We start from the raw sequence: 19,464 nt of genomic DNA, 5'->3' as shown, positions 1-19,464 counted from the left end.
AGGGGGCCCCGCCCGTCCCCTGCTGCTCCCGACGCTCGCAAGCTCGCGTCGGGGCCCTCGCAGCAGTGGGCCCATCGCGGACGCCCGAAGCCGCTCCCGGGCCCCCTTAACAGCTCGGCATGTCCGAGCCGGTCGATTCAGCCGCTCGTGGCGACTTACGTTTAGGTGATGGTGGAGGTGCGCTAAAGTAGTTCTATGCGTGCGATCCTTCTGCTTAGCTAGCCGCGCGGTATCCCGACCAAGTACGGATTGCCGAGCGGCCGCCCCTCCATGTCGAGGGGCTTTTGTGTGTCTGGGGCTATCTCCCGGCCGCAAGCAGGGGATCAGGGGCCGGGGCGGACAGGACGCCAGGGCCGTACGAAAAGCGGTACAGAACAGAAGAGGGCAGCAGTGAGCGTTCAGCCGGAGACAGAGACCGGAACAGCAGCAGTCGCGACCGAAGGTCCCGAGGAGGGTACCTACAGCTTTGCCGCGATGGAGGCCAAATGGCCGCAGGTGTGGGAAGACCTCAAGGTGTTCACGCCCGTCGATGACGGTTCCCGGGAGCGCCGCTATGTCCTCGACATGTTCCCTTACCCGTCGGGTGACCTGCACATGGGCCACGCTGAAGCGTTTGCCATGGGTGACGTCGTGGCGCGGTACCTGCGCCAGAAGGGCTTTGACGTCCTGCACCCGATCGGCTGGGACTCCTTCGGCCTGCCCGCGGAAAACGCAGCCATCAAGCGCAACGCGCACCCCAGCGAGTGGACCTACGCCAACATCGACACCCAGGCGGCGTCTTTCAAGCGCTACGCGATCTCCGCTGACTGGTCGCGCCGCCTGCACACCTCGGACCCGGGGTACTACCGCTGGACCCAGTGGCTGTTCAAGCGCTTCTATGAGCGCGGCCTGGCCTACCGGAAGGACTCCCCGGTCAACTGGTGCCCCAAGGACCAGACCGTGCTGGCAAACGAACAGGTAGTCAACGGCGCCTGCGAACGCTGTGGCACCGCCGTGACCAAGAAGTCCCTTAACCAGTGGTACTTCAAGATCACCGACTATGCCGACCGCCTGCTGGACGATATGGACGAGCTGCGCGGCCACTGGCCCGAGCGCGTCCTGGCCATGCAGAAGAACTGGATCGGCCGCTCCGAAGGTGCACACGTCAACTTCGTGATCGAAGCCGACGGCGGCAAGCCGGCCAAGGACGTCACCGTCTTCACCACCCGCCCGGACACCCTGTACGGAGCCACGTTCTTCGTGGTCGCGGCAGATGCGCCGCTGGCAGTGGAACTGGTCACGGCCGAGCACGCCGCAGCCCTTGACGCCTACCGCGAACAGGTCAAGGCACTGTCCGAAATCGAGCGGCAGTCCACCGAACGGGAAAAGACGGGCGTCTTCACCGGCCGTTACGCCGTCAACCCCCTGAACGGCGAAAAACTGCCGGTGTGGGCAGCGGACTATGTCCTGGCTGACTACGGCACCGGCGCCATCATGGCTGTCCCCGCCCATGACCAGCGCGACCTGGACTTCGCCAAGACCTTCGACCTGCCCGTCCGCGCCGTGCTGGACACGGGAGAAGACGACCCCGCAGTCACCGGGACGGCGACGGCGGGGGAGGGAACCCTGATCAACTCGGGTGTTCTCGACGGCCTGCCCAAGGCGGAGGCCATCCCCGCCGCGATCGACATCCTGGAGAAGCAGGGCACCGGCGAAAAGTTCGTCAACTTCCGGCTGCGCGACTGGCTGCTCAGCCGCCAGCGCTTCTGGGGCACGCCCATCCCGATCATCCACTGCCCGGCCTGCGGCGAGGTTCCTGTTCCCGACGAACAGCTGCCCGTCACCCTGCCGGCCGACCTGCGCGGCGAAGACCTGTCCCCGAAGGGCACGTCCCCGCTGGCGGCCGCCGAAGCCTGGGTCAACGTTGAGTGCCCCAACTGCCACGGCCCTGCCAAGCGCGACACCGACACCATGGACACGTTCGTTGACTCGTCCTGGTACTTCCTGCGGTTCGTTTCCCCGCAGTACACCGAGGGTCCCTTCGACCCGGAGAAGATCAACGACTGGATGCCGGTGGGGCAGTACGTGGGCGGCGTGGAACATGCCATCCTGCACCTGCTGTACGCACGGTTCTTCACCAAGGTCATCCACGACCTCGGGATGATCGACGCCGACGAGCCGTTCAGCGCACTGCTCAACCAGGGCCAGGTCCTCAACGGGGGCAAGGCCATGAGCAAGTCCCTGGGCAACGGTGTTGACCTTGGTGAGCAGCTGGACAAGTACGGCGTGGACGCCGTGCGTCTCACCATGATCTTCGCCTCCCCGCCGGAGGACGACGTCGACTGGGCGGACGTGTCGCCGTCGGGCTCCGCGAAGTTCCTGGCCCGGGCCTGGCGCCTGGCGCAGGACGTCACCAGCACGCCCGGAACGGATGCCGCCCAAGGAGACCGTGCGCTGCGCTCCGTCACGCACCGCACCATCGCCGACGCCGCCGCACTGCTGGACAGCAACAAGTTCAACGTTGTGGTGGCCAAGCTGATGGAACTGGTCAACGCGACCCGCAAAACGATAGATGCAGCTGCCGGCGCGGGCGGCGCGGATCCTGCGGTCCGCGAAGCGGCGGAAGCCGTAGCGGTCATCCTGAGCCTCTTTGCGCCCTACACGGCCGAGGACATGTGGAACGTGCTGGGGCATCCCGCCTCGGTGGCGAACGCCGGCTGGCCATCGCACGACGAAGCCCTCCTGGTGCAGGACACTGTCACCGCGGTGGTCCAGGTCCAGGGCAAGGTCCGCGACCGCCTGGAGGTCTCCCCGGAGATCGGCGAGGACAAGCTGCGTGAACTGGCCCTCGCGTCGGAAAATGTCCAGCGCGCCCTCGACGGGCGGGGTATCCGCACGGTCATCGTGCGAGCCCCTAAACTGGTCAACATCGTCCCGGCTTAGCCGGGGCACCGGCCGCCGGCAATGCCGGCGGCCGGTCATCACGCTTGGCCGGAATAGCAGGGGGACACCGTGAACGACCGGGAACCGGCCGGCTGGCCGTGGCTGAAGGAACGGCTGGTCCGCCTGCGGCCGGCCCCCCGACCGGGAGCTACCCCGGACGTGGTGGCGGCCGCCGTCGTGCGCACTGCGGTGGTGACCGATTCCGCAGCGGCGCTTCCGGCCGACTGGGTCGGCGACTTCGCCGCCGACGGCCGGCTGACTGTGGTTCCCATGCCTGTCATGGTGGGGCCGGAGATTTACGGCGAAGGCGAAGACGACATCACCGAGACCATTGCGGTGGCGCTGGCCACGGGCACTCCGGTCAAGACGTCACGGCCGTCGCCCGGCCAGTTTGAGCAGGCCTATCTTGCGGCGCAGCGCCGCGGCTTCGAAGCGGTGGTCTCCGTTCATATCTCGGGAGCACTTTCCGGCACGGCGGACTCTGCCAGGCTCGCGGCATCGCGCGTGGGCATCCCCGTGGAAGTGCTCGACTCGAAGACGGTGGGCATGGCGCTGGGCATGGGTGTGCAGAGCGCGGTGGTCGCGGCGGCAGACGGCCGGGGGGCCGCTGAAGTGCGTGCCTTTGCGGAAGAACGGCTGGCGCGTACCAGGGTGTATTTCTATGTACCCAGCCTGGAGCAGCTCCGCCGCGGCGGCCGGATCGGAGCGGCGGCATCCCTGTGGGGGACAATGCTTGCCATCAAACCGATCCTCGCCGTGGACGACGGGAAGATCGTTCCGCTGGAAAAGGTCAGGTCCGCCGCGCGGGCCGTGGCGCGCCTCGAGGAAATTGTGGTGGCGGATGCCGCCGCGCGTCCTGACGGCCAGGCGCGCCTGGCCGTCCACCACTTCGGCAATCCCGGGGAAGCCGCTGAGCTTGCGGAACGGCTGGCGGCCTCGCTCCCGGGCATACCCCCGGCGCAGATCAGTTCGCTGCCCGCCGTCCTCGCCGCCCACGCGGGGCTGGGTGTCCTGGCCGTGATCGTGGGGGAGAGCAGTACACCGCACAAGGAACCCGCTCTGGCCCAATAGCGGCGCCGGTAGTACAGTCTCCCCACCAAGCAGGCTCCCTACCGAGCAAGGAGGCTTCGATGACAATGCAGGTGCACCACGTGGCGCAGTTCGACAAGGACGTGTCCGAAGAAGTGACGAACTGGCTGAAGTACCTCAAGGGCCAGGTGACCAGCGTCCAGTTCCTCACCACGACGGTGCCTGATCCGAAGGCGCCTGACGCATGGCGGGTGCAGTACGAGGCCTACATCACGTACCAGAAATAGCCAGCCGGAGGGCCCGGGTCAGGGGCTGCAGGTCACCGTGTCACGGTTGTAGCGGCTTTTCTCGAGCACGCTGATGCTGTCCGACACTACGGTGCAGGAGGCGCCGTCGGGGAACGTGTAGACACTCGTCGCGCCGGTTTTGATGACGTTCGCGTCGAAAGACCACGGGCTTTCATAGTAGCCAAACAAGCTGACGAACTTGTGGGTATTGTCCACTGTGATGGTTTCGCCGTCGGGGGAGATCTGGGTGGCACTCACCTCACCGCTTCCCTGGAAGACGGCGACTCCGCTCGGCGTATGAACCTCGATGTGCCGTTCTGTGCCCGTCTGGCAAAACGTCCAGCCGGAAAGTTCATCCGTGATACACGTCGACTATTCGGTGAACTGGGTCCCTTCACTCCCTGCCGCGCTGGCCGGTGCCGCGCCGCACGCCAGCAGTAACCCCAGGCCCACCCCGCATCCGGAAAAGAGCACAGACATTTTTGACATCGTGACCGCCCCCCAAAGTTCAGACCATTCCCCGGATTCGGGGCAGGGCAAAATCGTAAGGCTGCGGTGCCTCCCGGTCAATATGTAAATTCAATGGTGAAAAGACCGGGCGTTGTCCCGGTGACCTGCTGTGCGTCCGCTTTCCACATACCGCCCTTCCGCAGTGTCCGTTCCCGCCGTGTTCTCCTAGCGTGGCGGGTATGTCACGCCGGAACGCGGAAGCGGGAGCACCTGCCGCGGCCACCCGTGCGCGGCGGCGACTGACGGCCTCCCTTGGACCGGCCGCCGGCGATGCCAGGGGCGGGCCAGGAACAGCCGGGGGTATTGGACAGGGGCTGCTGGAGCACGGAGCTCCCGGCCAGGGAACTTTCACGTACGACGGCGGTGCGCGGCCGGATCCGGATGCGGCTGACGCCGCCGCCGGTGGCGGGGTCGCCGGACCGGCGAAGTTCAGGTGGCGCACGGGCATCCGCGTTGCCGTGCTGCTGGGAATCGTGAGCCTCCTGCTGGGCGGCTGGTTCTGGTGGGACGTCGCCGGCAGCCGTGCACAGGTGGTCCCGCTGAGCGACATCAGCAGCACGGACGCCGGCGGGCAGCCGGAAGCAGGCCCAAGGGCAGAGGACCCGGGAGAGACCGGCGGGACGTCAGAAGGAGGGCGGGCTTCCGATCCTTCCTCTGGAAGGAAAATCGTGGTCCATATCGCGGGGGCTGTGAACAAAGCCGGCGTTGTGGAACTGCCGGACGGTAGCCGGATCCACGAAGCAATCGCTGCCGCGGGTGGGAGCACGGACACCGCTGACCTGGAACGGCTGAACCTGGCCGCCGTGCTGACCGATGGCCAGAAGATCCATGTTCCCCGGTTGGGGGATCCCGCGGACGTCACCGGAACGGCGGGCAGCGAACCGGGGTCCGATGGAACAGGCTCCGGTGGACAGGGAGCAGGCACTGCCAAAGTCGACCTGAATACGGCCTCCGTGGAGGAGCTGGGGGCACTGCCCCGGGTAGGGCCAGTCCTGGCCCAGCGCATCTTTGATTGGCGGAAGGAGCACGGTCGGTTCAGTGCCGTGGAGGAACTCGACGCCGTGGACGGCGTCGGCCCCAAGATGCTGGAAACGCTATTGCCTCTCGTGCGGGTGTCCTGAGATGGGCAGCCCCAGTCCATGGCAGCGCTTCGTCGACGCAGCCGTCCGGGGCCGGCAGGACGAGGCCTTCCGGCCGCGGCCGGACCCTCCCCGTGACCCGACCTCGGGTTTTCCACGTACGCCGGGCGTACGCTCCGCCGGCATCATCGGCATCGTGCCCCGGACGTCGGCCGGACTGCGGGCCATGGTTGCCGCCCGCCTTCTTCCCCGGCCGGAGGACAGGGCACGGGGAGCCGGGAAACCTGCTGCGTCGGGAACCGGCAGCAAACCACGGCGCAGGACTGACCTGCGCCTGGCACCTCCGGCCCTCCTCACCTGGGCGGCCGCCGTCGGGGGTGTCTGGTTGCCGTTGCCCGGACTCTGCGCGGTGATCGGGGGACTGCTCCTGGCGGCAATGGTGCTGCTGGTGGTGATCCGCCGGCGCCGGGGGATGACTCACGGGTCCGGGCTGGTGCCGCGCAGCTTCCTGACCACCCTTGCCGTTGCCCTGGTGCTATCGGCAGCCGTCGCGTCCCACTCGGCGGTAGCAGCGTCGCAGAAGCATGACGGACCCGTCGCCGACGCGGTGACGGCCCGTTCCGCAGTCGTGGTTGAGGCGGAGATAGAAGGCTCGCCGCGCGAACTCAAGGTTCCCGGCCGCGCCGGGTCCGGCCGGTGGGCTGTGCAGGCGACAGTTTTCATGATCATCGCCAACGGCCGCCTCATCAGGGGTGATGCGGACGTGCTGATCGTCGGCGGTGACGATTGGCAGCACGTGGTCCCCGGGCAGCGGGTCCGGACCACAGGAAAACTGCAGCCGGCCGACGCCGGCCAGGCGCAGGCGGGCACGCTGTCCGCCACTACCGGCCCGGCCACCACTGCTGCCCCCTCGGCATGGCGGGAAGAACCTGTCGCGCTCCGCAGCGGGTTTGCCGCCGCCGCGGAATGGATCGGCGGCGATGCCCGCGGCTTACTGCCCGGAATGGTCACGGGTGATACGGGCTTCCTCGATGAACAGCTGGAGAGTGCCATGAAGACTGTCGGCATGACGCACCTGACGGCCGTGAGCGGAGTGATAGATACCTTTCGAGATGGGTACTGAACTAATCCCGAACTTTCGGTGCGTAGTCAATGAGGCTCGATTCGCCTCGGACGCCTCCAGTTCGCCGACTGCGGCAAGCTCCCAACCCGGACTACCATGCCTACCTGGATATGCATGCAGAGGCAGCTTCGTGACCGGGTCCGCGCGTGACGGTGCAGCCTCTTCGCCAGGCACGCTGCTCACTCGGCTGCCTGGTCGCGCTCAACCACAGACGCAGGCGCTGAAAGGGTTCGAGAAGAGCATCGAGGAGCTGAAGCGTCGCTGCACGCCCGTCTTCTGGCCGATCTTATTGCCGAAGGCCGAGGACTTTCACCGATGGCGCGTCCAGCTGGAGTGCGGCTGCATTCACGAGGTCTTCACGCGCGGCAAAGACGACTTTCCGGACGCTTGCAGTTGGTCTGACCCAATTACTCAGCGTCCGCTTCCCGCGGGTGAGTACTGGTGCACGAACGGCCACGGCGAGGCGGGACGCGCTTACCGAGACGTCGTGGAGTGGCTCGAACGCGAGGTCAAGGAGCTCCCGCCGGACCCGGCGGAGTCGCCCTACGAGGGGATGGATCCCGCGACGTGGGCGAAGATCAGGCAGCCGGAGCCGCACTCAGCGGCGTTCTGGCGGGTCCGGCTCTCCTGTGGCCATTTCAAGGGCCAGGTCACGACCGACGTGGACTGGAGGCCAGAAGACGGACCCAAACTGTCCACCGAGAAGCGCGCCGCCGAGATGCGGAGGAAGCTCGAAGCGATGTGGTCGGCCGAGGGGCGCGCTGGATGGCCCGAGGAAGGCCCCGAGCGCGACCACGTCCAGAAGATGCTTGACCTCCGCTGGCCGCGGCCCGAGCCCGATCAGGACTGCTACGCCTGCAGGCATGCCTGGCGGATCACGGGATACCAACGCATTGGATGGTTGACCCCCAGGCTGGACACGAAGAAAGCCTCAGACACGCACGCGGACGCCGAACGCAGGAAGGCCGAGGCCCGGCTGGCAAAGGTGGAGGCCGAAGCACGCATGCTGCGTCGGCAGCTAGGCCTGCCTTCGGACGACACAGGCGGCTCGACCAAGAAGGTTCACGTCGGATTCGTCGGGCCGCACCACCTCGTCCCGAACCAGTCGAAGAACTGAGAGCAGCCCTGCCGAGAACGGGGTGCCTTCAGCGGCAAAGAAAATCAGCCCGCGCCGGACGGCAACGGGCTGATCATGATGGTCCGAGTCTACGTCACCTCAGGATCCTGTCAGCGTAGCGGTCGGAGGATTCGAATCGTAGCGCCCCCTGGCCGTTCAACGCGCTGTACAGGGTCTGCCGGCTGACGCCGAGCTCTCACCGCGGCCTTGGGGACGACCGTTTGTGTGGTCAGTTCATGCGATTACTTGCGAATTGTGCCTTCTGGTCCAATCGCCAGCTGATATCAGCGCCGGTCTAGATCGCCCTCGAGAGAGGCCAGGCGCTCTTGGTCTCGACGGATCGCGATGGCAGCCGCGACAGTGGCCCCTGAACGAATCGCCTCCGGCGGGATCGGCCGCAACGCGATAGCTTTGGCAGCGGCCTCGGAAGCAGCCTGAGCCTCTTGACCTTTGCGCTCCATGGGATCAATTCTAAGTGTGGTCACTGTCACGCGCTGACGCGTTCACGTTTCTGATCTTCAGTGCCTGTCCCGTCTCGGGTGCTAGTGGCCTGATCTGCACACCAGCGGACCGGGTGGGCCCTCGGGCCGCTTGCTGGGACTGCCCTTCCCACTATCTAGCTCCGAGCAAGACGGTGGAGTGCCACTTGCCGTCGGGTCGCTGATAACTGCTCTTATCAACGTACGGAAAAGACGGGCCCTCGCGTGACGCGCTCGGCCTAACCGAGAGTCCCGGACTAAGTCATCCCGTACAAGGCGGCCCGATGGCCGTCCGCTACGACGACGAGTTCCGGTCCCTGTTTGCCGTGGCGAATGCGGAAAAGAGCTTCGACAGCTTCCTGCAGTACCACGAGTACCGTCAAGCACATAGACAACATGGACTACTAGCGTGAAATCCGATTCCGTGAGCACGAAGAAATTCAAACTCAATCCGGCCGAACAGTTTACGTTGGAAATAGTCAGTACCAGCCGATGGCCCCCCATATTCGGCTGGTACTGACTATTGCTTAGTGTGCTGCCTGGTACTTTTCGAGAATCTCCTGCTGGATACGGCCGCGGGTGTTCACCTTGAGCCCGTTATCCAAAGCCCACATCCGAACTGCTTTGGTATCCACCCCGGAACCGCCGGCTTTGCGTCCCGCCGGACGTCCACGGCCGCCGGATATCCTGCGTCCGGCATTGGCAAAGCGTTCCAAGGCTGAACGCAGCTCGTTGGCATGAGCCTCATTCAGATCAATTTCGTATTCAAACCCGTCAAGGCCGAACGTGATGGTTTCATTGGCTTCCGAGCCGTCAAGGTCATCGGAAAGAATTACTACTGTTTTCTGGGCCATGAATTAAGGCTATCAGTTTATCGAGCGGGTGAACGGCGTATCTGCCGGGGTGCCCCAGAAACGGGAGCTGCCGGCTCAAGAATGGTCCTGCAATGACGAGGCACTTGCCTTTGCGGGGCCCCGGCCTTGGACGCTGATGTCGAATTTCAACTGTTCAGCTCTGCTGCCGCACCGTGTTCAGTGGAATCAAGGCAGCAATATCACTGATCTCCTCCGCTAAGTCAGTGCTTAGACGGTTACCATCGGCTTTACGGGTCAGGAATTTGATCGCAGCAGTCTTGCGTCTGACCTTCGTGGTCTCCTTCAACCATTCGTGGTAGGAGTTCAGTTCAAGCGCCAGTTCCTTCTTCCGGCCGACAAAGTCCTGCTCGTACTCATACACTTTTTCTGCGATTCTGCGGTTTGCCAAGGGAAAAACATATGCAGTCAAAAGGGAGGGATTTACGTCGCCGAGACCCGCATCGGCGAGAATGCGCGGAGCGAGTATGCCACGTTTATTTTTGGATTCGGCGCGATACTCCGGAGAATGAACCAAGGCTGCCGCCGCGTCGGCAATATACCGGCGCTCCCTCTCCAGGCTTTCCTGATGCTCAGCGTCTTCACCGGCATCGGACTCCGACTGCGCCGCGTACAACTCGCTTAGGAAAGAGTCAGTCCATTCCGTTTGCGCGTGCCAAACATAGGCAAGGCCCTCGGCGACCCATGTTATCGAGACACCCTCCGTGGAACCATCGTGGGGTTGGGCGCGGGTAACAACCTGCTTCACTGCGTCAGGCAGGTCCTCGTCATCGCCGACCAGCTCGGCCACAAGCCCATGCAGATCAAAGGGCACTGCACTGACACTTACAAATGACGCTCCCACCCGGGCAGCGAAATGCACCACTTCAGTGGCGGAAAGTTGTTTTCCGTCCAGCGCGACGTAATGTTCACCTTCGAATTTCGCTCCCGGGAGAAACAACAGACCTGCCTCCGCGGCCTGGGTTGGAATACTGGCGGCGATATCAGCCAATTCGGCCGAGGTGTAGGTGAAAGTCATGGTCAAATACTAAGAGACGCATCAGACACTATTTTCAGATTCAGACGGTTAGGGTATGGCATCTCCTCTTCCATCTCCCTCTGGCTGGGAATGCCCGCAGCGAGGCAACACATAAGATAGCCCGGTGACTGACGAACCAAATCGCCCCCGGTTTCTGACCTTGGCCCAGGTCGCTGACGAGTTGAACGTGAAGCAAAGCCTCGTTCAAGGCCTCATCAGGACAGGGGAGTTGCGTGCTTTTCAGGTCGGTGGAAGGGGCATGTGGCGCATTGGCCGCCAGGACGTCGAAGACTACATCGATCAGTCTTACCGGCGCACCGCTGAGCGCATCGCGGCCGGCGATCTCGAAGATGGGGCTGAATCCGAGGATCAAGAGTAGCTAGTCCTCTTGACTTGGCAGTCAGAGACTCGCACGGGACCAGCGGCGGTGTTGTTTTTCCCAGTGAGCTGCGCCCAATCAATTGAACAGCGCGTCGAGCGTCAATGAAGTTCCCTTGCCTGGGCCAGGTGAGACAGGGCCTGCTCAATCCGCTCTGCCGTAGGCGTACCTGTCCGACGGTTGCCATCCACCAGGACCGTTTCGGCAAAGGAAAATGGAGCGTCCTCGCGAACCCGTTCCAAGACCCGGACGAAGCGCCTGTCCGAGGTCAGGAACAGGTCACAGTCGACCAAATAGGACGCCTGCTGAGCATCGCCCGGATTGCCAGAGCCGGGCTTGGCCGTCAACTGCACGAAATCGACTGCCCAGTTCAGCCAATTCCGGGGAACGTCGACAACGTTGGCCTCATCCAACCACATGTGCACGAAGCTCTCCGGGCTGGAGCGCAGCTTTCCGAGGTCAACCCAAGGCTCGATCCAGTCGGTCATGGTGCGGTCCTCGCCCGTGATGCGGGCTCGAGGGCCGACCACCCCCAGCTGGTGCCAGGTTAAGTGCGCGAGCCTGAGTCGCCACAGGGCCCTGGGTGAGCCGTTCCATCCAGGCAGCTTCCCGAGAAGGGGGGCCCTGTCCGACTCAGGGTCATCCTTTCCGTGAAGCTCGGTGAGGTCGCCCGGCTTGAACTTCTCTTCCCTCATCTCTGTGCTGTTCTGCTTCTGTCCCGCGACGATGTGATCCCTCACGGGGGCCTGGCCCTCATGATGCTCATGCAGAGCCGTCGAGTCCTCCAGAGCTTGCCTCCAGATCTTCTTCAACCAGAAGGTCCGGAGACGTTCCGCCTCGGCACGGTCAGGAATCCGGCGAAGCCATTCCGGATGAGTGCGTCTGATGAGCTCTACGACTTCCTCAGCGAACAGATCCGCCTCGGTACGAACCCGCGTTCTTCTGGGACCCCTGGCAATGCCGGCCACCAATCTCTTGCGGACGTCCTCGCGCCCGATTCCGACGATCTCCAGCAGTGTGCTGGGCAAGACCTGCACCTGCAGGTCCAGTTCTTCGAGGAGAGTCTCCAACCGGGGAAGTGACCCATCATCCAACGTGGACCACAAGTTTGTATCAAGGATTATCCGCGTGCTTTGAGTCGACATTCTCTGACCATAGTGCTGCCAGCACGTGGCTGAAAATCCTCCCAGGTGGTGCAGATCCGAGTAGGGGCCAGTCGTCGTACCAGTGGTGTCCATGGACGTCCATTCGGTGCAGCCAGTGGTGGTGACAGCGGAGCTGTCACGGAGGAGTCATCGACGAAGAGCAGCCTGCAGCACAGCGGCGCGCCACCACCGGATTCCGAGGAGAACCGCCATGAGCATCATCGCCGTACCCGTACAGGACGCGCTGCCGTTCGACGTCGGTTCTGACGTGCTGGTCGCCAGTGCACCCGTCTACGACGGGCGGGCCCGCAAGGCCGACCGCGAGCTGTGCCAGCGCTACTTTGCCTCATGTTGCTTCATTGCAGGGGCAATCGCGGAGGACAAGGCGATTTGCTGGACTCACGAAAGGGGGACGACCCGGACATGCCCAGTTCGAGCGAAGGTTGTATGCCAGATGAAGTAGCGGTGTACGACAGGCCATATCAAGGCGTGACTGCTGCTTACTCATGGAAAGGAATCAGCGCACCTGATCCCTCCGTAACATTAGCCGGTTTCTTGACATGACAGAGCGATCCGCTAGCTTTATCATCACGCGCACAATGCGCGGATTGGCGGGTTTAGCAGCTAGGAGAAACTGTGGGCTCCATACGTATTGACGTTGATTCCGTGCGGGGCATTGGTCAAGCAATCGATAATGCTTCTCAAAACGGATTTGCTGAAGTAAATTCTCTGGCCGCCCGCTTTGACCCCTCCGCAGTTTGGACAAGTAATGCGTCCCAGAGCTACCAAGCGGCTATCGACCGGTGGAAGCAAGCGCAGCTTAATGTTCATCAGGCGCTCGAGGAACTCGGTAGGGAAGTCAAGACCATCGCCGACAACTTTGAGCGCGTCGATGGAACTAACTTCGGATGATCAGATGGTAATTCCATTGGGGCTCGCTGCCCTTGGGGACTGGATGAAATTTGCAGGGTGAGCGTGAGATTAAATTGCGGGTCTCGGTCCCCGGCAGATCTGAGGCAGCACATACAGATTTCATAGTTAAGTTTGGACCTGCGTCCACTGTTCGGGATCTGACGGATGGGCTCAAGGCTCAAGGCATCGTCAGACCTGGAGACTATATTCTCCGTCGGGAACTCGTGAGGTTCCATGACGCACGAGGCGTGCAAACCGCGGTGCACGGCTACCTTGATCATGCAACGCCGGTAGATGTTCATGATCTCATTGACGGTGACATCCTCGAGATCGTTGCGGATGCGGGCCAGTTTTCCATGCCTCTGCGGGGCCGGGGGAGTGACCTCAAGGCTGACGAGATCTATGTCGTGGACGAGGCCGGTACTAGAAAAGGCCGCGTCACTCTCCTCCGAGAGGGCGATCCCGTCGTATTTTCCGCCTTGGATTCTGATGCTCAAGTTGTGGTGGACGATGGCCAGTTCGGACGAGAGCGCATGGTCATCCAGCGGCGGGGAAATGCCGCGGAAGTCACGTTCAGTGATGGATTGCTGCCAAGAATGCTGGTAGGCGGTGAGCGTCCGTCAAGTTCTATTGTCAGGCTTACCCCCGGTATCCGCCTTGCTTTTACCGGTACAGATGATGAAGTCGATCCTGTTCGTGCAGAATGGGTGATAGCGTCCGGTGCCTCCCTGATCGGCAAGGCACCCCTGGGGAAGGTTCGGCTCGAACCGAAGGCCCGTACCACAGTGCCAAAGAGTCCAGTGCTGAGGGAAAGATACAGAAAAATCTCCCGACGGCCCGAGAAGCCCAGGAATCCCGACTTTCAGTTCGAGAATTTAGTGACTCCCCTCGGTGTAGGCGCAATTCTATTCGCCGTAACAAACAATGCGCTTTCCCTTATTCTGGCTGCTCCACTGGCAGTCCCAATGCTTGTGTCGTACTTCCGCAACCTGCGACATCAGGAGAGGATTTATCAAAAGAACCTGGATGTTTGGCTGGAACAGAGCCGAAAGGCCCTTTCCGAACAGACGCGGCTAACGGGACAAGAGGAAAACATTCTTCGAGAACTTGGGCCGGATTCCGAATGGCTTAAGGCGCAAACCTACAGACGCCGCGCATCGACCTGGGGGCGTTCTCACCGGGACAGAAGCTTCATGCATGTTGTTGTCGGGAATGGGAGCTTTCGCAGCCAACAGACTATTGAGCTTGACGCAGGCGTGGACCTGGATGAAATCGAACTGGAATCAGTGCTCAAGGATGGACAACGAACGCGTGAGGGTGACCATCTGACGTCCTGGGTAGCCGATGACACCCCAGTCCTGGTCGATCTGAAGAGCCATAATCTGGCGATCGTCGGGCCCACGCAATCGGTCAAGAACAGCACCACCGATATTCTTCTGCAGTTGGCATGCAGCCACTCACCAACCGAGCTCGCAATTGCAACCTTCATTCCGGAAGGCGAGCTGGGCGCTTCATATGACTGGATGAAATGGCTGCCACAAGTCACCGCGCCTTCTATATTCCTCCCACTCAATCGGATGGTTCTCGGAAGAACGCATTCAAAAGATTTCCTTAGTGAGGTCCTTAAAGTCCTGAAGAGCCGTGAGGATCTCCTAAGGCGCGATGTGGCTGCAAGACATCATGTTCTCTTCATTTTGCATGAAAGCGCGGAAGTTGATGTTGCACTCTTAGAGGAGATTCTCTCCCTCACGCCAGGCCTGTTTCATGTTCTATGGATTGGGTCCAGTCGCGACGGAATTCCTCAATTCATCGACGCGTTTCTGGAGATTCCGGCGAACCATGCCCTGTCACTCGCTGGACAAGTGGAGCCCCGAGCCTTATTGACGCTGCCCAGCGGGACAATAGACGACTTTGAGCTCGTACAGCATTCGCATTCCCCCGACCGAACAGCACTTAGCCTTGCACCTCTCTATGACCCTCGGGCTTCCGGTGCAAGCGCAAGCATTCCAGCTTCGGTTAGGGCGTCGACAGTCTGGAACATCGAAGCCGTTCGTTGGGGTATCGCTGACACAGATGGTGAAATGGTTCCCCGCTCAGCATCGGAGGAGCTAAAGGCCAGGCTGGGACGGGCCTCGACCGACAATGATCTCGTCATCGATCTCGTCGAAGATGGACCCCACATGCTCATAGGCGGGACCACAGGGTCTGGTAAGAGCGAGTTCCTTCGGTCATTCGTTCTCGGCCTTACCCTCGAATACAGTCCTGATGAGGTGTCTCTGTTCCTCGTCGACTACAAGGGTGGGCAGACCTTCCGGAAGGTCGCCGGCGTTCCACACACCGTCGGTTTTATCAGCGACCTGGAAGGTGCAAACATTGACCGGGCCATCAAGTTCCTCCAGGCCGAAATACGCCGACGGCTCTCCGCCTTTCTCGAGGCCGGTGACGCAAAGGAGTTTGCAGAGTATCGCGCCAATATTGCTGCTCTGCACGGCGCAAAAAAGCTGCCGCGGCTTGTTGTGGTCTTTGACGAATTTCACACACTTGTTCGAGAGACAGAAGGCAAGCGTGGTGCCGACTACAGCGTGCTTGAAGCCGTCGAGGACATAGCCCAGCGTGGGCGGTCGCTCGGCATCCACGTGATCCTCGCGACGCAGCGTCCGTCAACTAGGGTCATTCGTGATGACACGAGGGCAAATATAAGGGCCAAAGTCGCCCTTGCCACTCTGAGCGACGAGGACTCGCGCGTCATCATTGATGCTCCCGACGCCGCGCAAATTCCCCGCAGTCTCCCCGGCCGTGCGCTGCTTAGCACCGGCGGATCCGGACTGGTCGAGTTTCAGTCACCAATCGTGAGCAGGCAGTACAACGCGCCCGGTCGTGCTGGCGGTAAAAGAGTGATCCTTGCCCCCCTGATGGCGGGTACATCGGCACAGGACGTGAGCGCGGATGCGGATGCCAATGGAAAGGCAGCGTCCGGCCCGACGGAAATTGACCATATTGTGGAGACCATCAAAAATTCATTTCAGGAAGCTCAACGGCTACAAATTGACGGCTCAGGGGAAGTCAGCTTCCAAGACCTGCGCGATGTAGCGGTTCTTCCGGCGTCACTTTCCGAACAGCCCCGACGACTGAATACAGACGTCCAGGGGCTCGGCGAAAGGACAGGTGGTCAATCTGATGACACCGACGGCTCGATTGGTATTGGCGTAGTTGATGATCCGGCGAACCAGTGCATCCGGTCCCTGAACGTGGACATGGAGGCTGGGATGTTTGTTCTGCAAGGACCTCCTCGTACGGGAAAGACGTACGGCCTTATGATGCTCGCAGAGGGTTGGCTTGCTAAGTATCCCGCCGGGGAGGTATTTGTTCTCGACGCGCAGACTGAACTTACGAAGCTCGCAGGACTTCGTAAACACACCAACTGGTACATCACGTCCATCGGAGACGCAGCATCTCTGACAAGGGTTATCGATCAGCTGTGGTCGGCGGCAGAAACACCGGGTGACGACTCCGTGCCTCCGCGGCTTCTGATCATCGACGGGTTTGACCGCCTACAGATGCTGTTTGAGTCCAACCAGCGAACGGGCCTTTGGCTTGAACGTCTCATCGACCTCACGCGGTACGGGAGGGCGGCGGGGATCCACATGGCTATCAGCATTGGCTCCGAACAGCCGGACAAAGTCTTCCAGTCAGACATCGGAGCGACGATACGGCTTGGGCGGAACTTTCATGAGCACCGTGTGCCACGCAGCGAGTGGCTTCCGGGGTATGGCTTCAACGACCAAGACCAGCTGATCCAGCTCTATTTCCCGGATGAGGAGTCCACCCCGGCGCTCAGCACGTCGTCGAAATTCAAGCCCTGGGTGCAGCCAGCCCTTTCGGAACTGGCGTATCCGGGGTGGAAAGACAGTAGCTCGGTTGGCTTAGGTCGTGACGATATTCTTGGGGAGACCGAATCTATCGATCTCACGAAGCACACTCTTTTGATCTCCGGTAGAGCACGCAGCGGGAGGACCAACGTCCTCAGGGTCATCGCAGCGCAACTTTTCGAGCGAACCTCCAAGAGAGTAATACTCATCGGAAAACAAATTGAGGGAGAATCAGCTTATTTTCTAACAGAGGCGGCTCAATACGAGGAACCGTCCGGTGCTTCGAATATTGAGCATGAGCAATTGCAGGAGGCGGAGAACTGGTTGGCCGCTTCCTTCCCGGAGGCTGCATGCGTCGACGGCAGGCCAGTATTTCTTTTTGACGAGGAAGACACTTATGGTGTCGATACAATTCGCTCCAGAGTTAGGCTACTTCATAAATACCGCAGAATTGTCTTGGTCTGCACAGTGAAGGGTTCATCCCAGCCGAACTATTCGACCGTCGCCGGCTTCGACTCCGTGCGCGCACAAAGTATTCACCTCTACCTCACTCCAAACCCCCGTCTCGTCGTCGCCGAGAACAGCAGTCTCCACGCAGAGCCGTTGGTGCATAGGCCGAGGTCCAAATATCTTCCAGGCCAAAGCATTCTTGTCGACGAATCCGGACAACGGTTTATCTGGGTCCCTCACGCCCGCTCAGAAAGGAACAAGTCATGAGCACTGGCCTGATCGACGATGAGACTCTGGACCCTGAGGAAACTCCTGTCCCGCCTTCGAACGACATTCGAGACGACCCCCTCCAGCGCCCCATTGGACCTCAGAGCTGGCGACCGTCAGACCTTTTCATCAACCTCGCAGGCGGGGACGTAAAAACTGTACGTGCGTACGGGGACCGCGGGTGGTTCGTCGGTCTCGGCTGGGCACTCATCGTGGCCGCCACCGTTGCCGCAGGGAGCCTGACCACTGCCACCGTTATTTTCACGGATATGAAGACCCTCGACTTCAATGTCCTGGCATGGGTGTTCGTGGGCTATTTCCTGGTCATCTTGTTCCTGGACAGGTGGATCGTCAGTGATCAGAAGGCGGGGTTCGAAGTCAAGGGAAGGAAGTCGTGGTGGCGAACGGTCTTCATCTGGCTGCTCAACCTCTCTGCTGAACTCGTCAAAATGGCACCCCGTCTCGGCCTGGTGGTGGTGGGCTCTCTCCTCTTCGCGGACATCCTGATGATGGTGATCTTTTCTTCCGCCATCAGCGAGCAGGTCAAGGTCAACCAGGCGACGGCAGTCACGCAATACAACACCACCATTGATACTGAAATCAACAAGCAGATACAGACGAAGACCGCTGAACGCGACAGCCTCCAGAAGCAAATTGATGCGGCCAATGCAAACAGCTCTACGGCGACCAAGGCAATCGCAGATGTGGACGCGCGGATCCAGGCTCTCGCGGATCGGAACGGCAAGTTTTACAGCTGCTACCTCAACGGATTTGGGTGGACATATTGCCAAACTACCGATTACCAGAACCTGCTGGACGAGCGTGACCGTCTAACGGGTGACGCTCCGAGCACCAAGGCACATATCGACGAACTTAACACCAAAATTCAAGACATCAACGATTACCTGAACCCGAACCCGCCGGCAAAGAGTGACGGAACCGTTCCCGCGACCGTCTACTCGGATGTCCGCCAGAAGTTCGAAGCCCAAGCCCCTACTGCCAAAGACGGGTTGCTCGAGCGCAAAGAAGCACTGTCGCAACTAACCGACAAGTCGGAGGGTTCGAGCAATTACAATGCCGGTGCTGATTTCTTTCACTCCCTTTTCCGCTGGTTCTTGTTACTCTTTGAGCTACTTCCAGTGATGATGAAGTTTACGCGCTCCATCACTCAGCGAACGGCGTACGCAAGCTCCATCGCCTCCCGGGAGGAAGCGGCACGGATTCGCTGCTGGATTGAGGTTGAAGAGGCAGAACTGGAGCGGGACGTACGTCTCCAGCGATTCAAGACGGAGAGCCGCATTTTCAGTGAGTTCCTGGCTACTGAGAAGGAAGTGATGCTGCGCGCCAACGCCCGCGAACGCATCAAGTATCGGCTCTGGGACTACTTTCAGCGCAACCGGAAAGCCGATACGCCCTCTCCTGACGCTGGCAAAGAACCGTTTTTTACAGAGGAGCCACCCGTTCAGGAAGCCGTGCTCCTTGACCATCTCAAGCACGCCAGCAGCAGCAGCTCCGCCAGGCGGAAGACCCGCACCAGGGTTGTAGACAACGACAACAGCCTGTACGAATAACTAAGCTGTGCGGCTATTGATCCACCCTCTTTGGAAACCATGGGGGAATTTCACTGGCTGGCCGGGGGTACTCCTGAAGCTCAAGCCAGTAGTTCTCGGGCATCGGCTCGAGGTCCCATTTAGGCTTCTCATCGTAATTATAAGAGAACTTGTAGTCTCCTTGTAGGCGATCAATTTTGAGCTTTAGGGAAAGCCAAGTTCCGTGGGCTTCAGTCGCCAAAGCTTTCTTCAAAGCAAGGAGCGCTTCGAGGGCTTCACTGGGTATAGGTTGATATTGAGGAGTGCCCGTTGCGACAGTACACTCGCTGACCGCCTCGGATACGTTCCCGACCTCAATATACGAGAGGGTAATAGTTTCCCAGCCCGTGTCGGAATATGCCGACATTATAGATCGGCAGATCGTCTGCTCTAAATCCGTAACGCTTTCGCTCATCG

At 61.1% G+C, this 19,464-nt stretch carries 16 protein-coding genes; 11 read left to right on the top strand and 5 right to left on the bottom strand.

From position 1 onward, the window contains the following. The first annotated feature begins 390 nt into the window (after nt 1-390). From leuS to PV761_RS10120, 3 genes are all read left to right on the top strand, one after another. Nucleotides 391-2,922, top strand: a complete 2,532-nt coding sequence (gene leuS / locus PV761_RS10130) for a leucine--tRNA ligase (RefSeq protein ID WP_347896395.1) — start codon at nt 391-393, stop codon at nt 2,920-2,922. Between the two features lie 69 nt (nt 2,923-2,991). Further along, complete coding sequence (locus PV761_RS10125) at nt 2,992-3,993, top strand: DegV family protein (protein ID WP_347896393.1); 1,002 nt, start codon at nt 2,992-2,994, stop codon at nt 3,991-3,993. 59 nt (nt 3,994-4,052) lie between these two features. After that, nucleotides 4,053-4,238 (top strand): hypothetical protein, encoded by a 186-nt coding sequence (locus PV761_RS10120; RefSeq protein WP_028269142.1) that lies wholly within the window; start codon nt 4,053-4,055, stop codon nt 4,236-4,238. Nucleotides 4,239-4,256: 18 nt separating this feature from the next. Here PV761_RS10120 and PV761_RS10115 read toward each other — a convergent pair whose 3' ends face one another. Beyond that, entirely contained in the window at nt 4,257-4,496 is a 240-nt protein-coding gene (locus PV761_RS10115; protein WP_347896390.1) for a hypothetical protein, read from the bottom strand. 431 nt (nt 4,497-4,927) lie between these two features. Here PV761_RS10115 and PV761_RS10110 point away from each other — a divergent pair, with 431 nt between their 5' ends. From PV761_RS10110 to PV761_RS10100, 3 genes are all read left to right on the top strand, one after another. Further along, nucleotides 4,928-5,869, top strand: a complete 942-nt coding sequence (locus PV761_RS10110; protein WP_347896388.1) for a helix-hairpin-helix domain-containing protein — start codon at nt 4,928-4,930, stop codon at nt 5,867-5,869. A 1-nt stretch (nt 5,870) separates the two neighbouring features. Then, on the top strand, nt 5,871-6,950 hold the full coding sequence (locus tag PV761_RS10105; protein ID WP_347896386.1) for a hypothetical protein: 1,080 nt from the start codon (nt 5,871-5,873) through the stop codon (nt 6,948-6,950). A 487-nt stretch (nt 6,951-7,437) separates the two neighbouring features. Next, nucleotides 7,438-8,067: a hypothetical protein gene (locus PV761_RS10100; RefSeq protein WP_347896384.1), complete on the top strand. Its 630-nt coding sequence runs from the start codon at nt 7,438-7,440 to the stop codon at nt 8,065-8,067. Nucleotides 8,068-9,073: 1,006 nt separating this feature from the next. On the opposite strand, the gene PV761_RS10095 is transcribed toward PV761_RS10100, so the two are convergent. Together PV761_RS10095 and PV761_RS10090 are read right to left on the bottom strand one after the other, a co-directional pair. Next, nucleotides 9,074-9,400, bottom strand: coding sequence for an Lsr2 family protein (locus PV761_RS10095; RefSeq protein ID WP_347896382.1), 327 nt, complete (start codon nt 9,398-9,400; stop codon nt 9,074-9,076). 154 nt (nt 9,401-9,554) lie between these two features. Beyond that, a complete protein-coding gene (locus PV761_RS10090; protein ID WP_347896380.1) occupies nt 9,555-10,436 on the bottom strand; it encodes a hypothetical protein in 882 nt (293 codons plus the stop codon). 124 nt (nt 10,437-10,560) lie between these two features. Here PV761_RS10090 and PV761_RS10085 point away from each other — a divergent pair, with 124 nt between their 5' ends. Further along, nucleotides 10,561-10,815 carry a helix-turn-helix domain-containing protein gene (locus tag PV761_RS10085; RefSeq protein ID WP_347896378.1) on the top strand — a complete coding sequence of 85 codons (255 nt, stop codon included), beginning with the start codon at nt 10,561-10,563 and terminating at the stop codon, nt 10,813-10,815. Nucleotides 10,816-10,916: 101 nt separating this feature from the next. On the opposite strand, the gene PV761_RS10080 is transcribed toward PV761_RS10085, so the two are convergent. Next, a complete protein-coding gene (locus PV761_RS10080) occupies nt 10,917-11,885 on the bottom strand; it encodes a hypothetical protein (RefSeq protein WP_347896376.1) in 969 nt (322 codons plus the stop codon). A gap of 286 nt (nt 11,886-12,171) precedes the next feature. Here PV761_RS10080 and PV761_RS10075 point away from each other — a divergent pair, with 286 nt between their 5' ends. The 4 genes from PV761_RS10075 to PV761_RS10060 all read left to right on the top strand — a co-directional run bounded on the left by PV761_RS10075 (nt 12,172) and on the right by PV761_RS10060 (nt 19,029). Beyond that, the gene (locus tag PV761_RS10075; RefSeq protein WP_347896374.1) at nt 12,172-12,423 is read left to right on the top strand and encodes a hypothetical protein; all 252 of its coding nucleotides are present in this window, start codon (nt 12,172-12,174) and stop codon (nt 12,421-12,423) included. Nucleotides 12,424-12,596: 173 nt separating this feature from the next. Then, on the top strand, nt 12,597-12,872 hold the full coding sequence (locus tag PV761_RS10070) for a WXG100 family type VII secretion target (protein WP_330194425.1): 276 nt from the start codon (nt 12,597-12,599) through the stop codon (nt 12,870-12,872). A 50-nt stretch (nt 12,873-12,922) separates the two neighbouring features. Further along, nucleotides 12,923-17,458, top strand: coding sequence for an FtsK/SpoIIIE domain-containing protein (locus PV761_RS10065; RefSeq protein ID WP_347896371.1), 4,536 nt, complete (start codon nt 12,923-12,925; stop codon nt 17,456-17,458). Then, complete coding sequence (locus PV761_RS10060; protein WP_347896369.1) at nt 17,455-19,029, top strand: DUF4407 domain-containing protein; 1,575 nt, start codon at nt 17,455-17,457, stop codon at nt 19,027-19,029. The genes PV761_RS10065 and PV761_RS10060 overlap by 4 nt, the downstream gene beginning before the upstream one ends. A 13-nt stretch (nt 19,030-19,042) precedes the next feature. Here the strand turns inward: PV761_RS10060 and PV761_RS10055 are convergent, their stop codons facing one another. Next, complete coding sequence (locus tag PV761_RS10055) at nt 19,043-19,462, bottom strand: hypothetical protein (protein WP_347896367.1); 420 nt, start codon at nt 19,460-19,462, stop codon at nt 19,043-19,045. Between the last annotated feature and the right edge of the window lie 2 nt (nt 19,463-19,464).

Source organism: Arthrobacter sp. CC3 (assembly GCF_039907775.1).
GTDB lineage: Bacteria > Actinomycetota > Actinomycetes > Actinomycetales > Micrococcaceae > Arthrobacter.
Note: the sequence above shows the minus strand (reverse complement) of the source record. Positions and strands in the feature narration are given on the sequence as shown.

What these genes read in the sequence shown, in the direction of transcription:
- PV761_RS10120 (WP_028269142.1), top strand. Translation starts at nt 4,053, where the DNA reads ATGACAATGCAGGTGCACCACGTGGCGCAGTTCGACAAGGACGTGTCC.
- PV761_RS10095 (WP_347896382.1), bottom strand. Translation starts at nt 9,400, where the DNA reads ATGGCCCAGAAAACAGTAGTAATTCTTTCCGATGACCTTGACGGCTCG.
- PV761_RS10110 (WP_347896388.1), top strand. Translation starts at nt 4,928, where the DNA reads ATGTCACGCCGGAACGCGGAAGCGGGAGCACCTGCCGCGGCCACCCGT.
- PV761_RS10060 (WP_347896369.1), top strand. Translation starts at nt 17,455, where the DNA reads ATGAGCACTGGCCTGATCGACGATGAGACTCTGGACCCTGAGGAAACT.
- PV761_RS10075 (WP_347896374.1), top strand. Translation starts at nt 12,172, where the DNA reads ATGAGCATCATCGCCGTACCCGTACAGGACGCGCTGCCGTTCGACGTC.
- PV761_RS10055 (WP_347896367.1), bottom strand. Translation starts at nt 19,462, where the DNA reads ATGAGCGAAAGCGTTACGGATTTAGAGCAGACGATCTGCCGATCTATA.
- PV761_RS10105 (WP_347896386.1), top strand. Translation starts at nt 5,871, where the DNA reads ATGGGCAGCCCCAGTCCATGGCAGCGCTTCGTCGACGCAGCCGTCCGG.
- PV761_RS10090 (WP_347896380.1), bottom strand. Translation starts at nt 10,436, where the DNA reads ATGACTTTCACCTACACCTCGGCCGAATTGGCTGATATCGCCGCCAGT.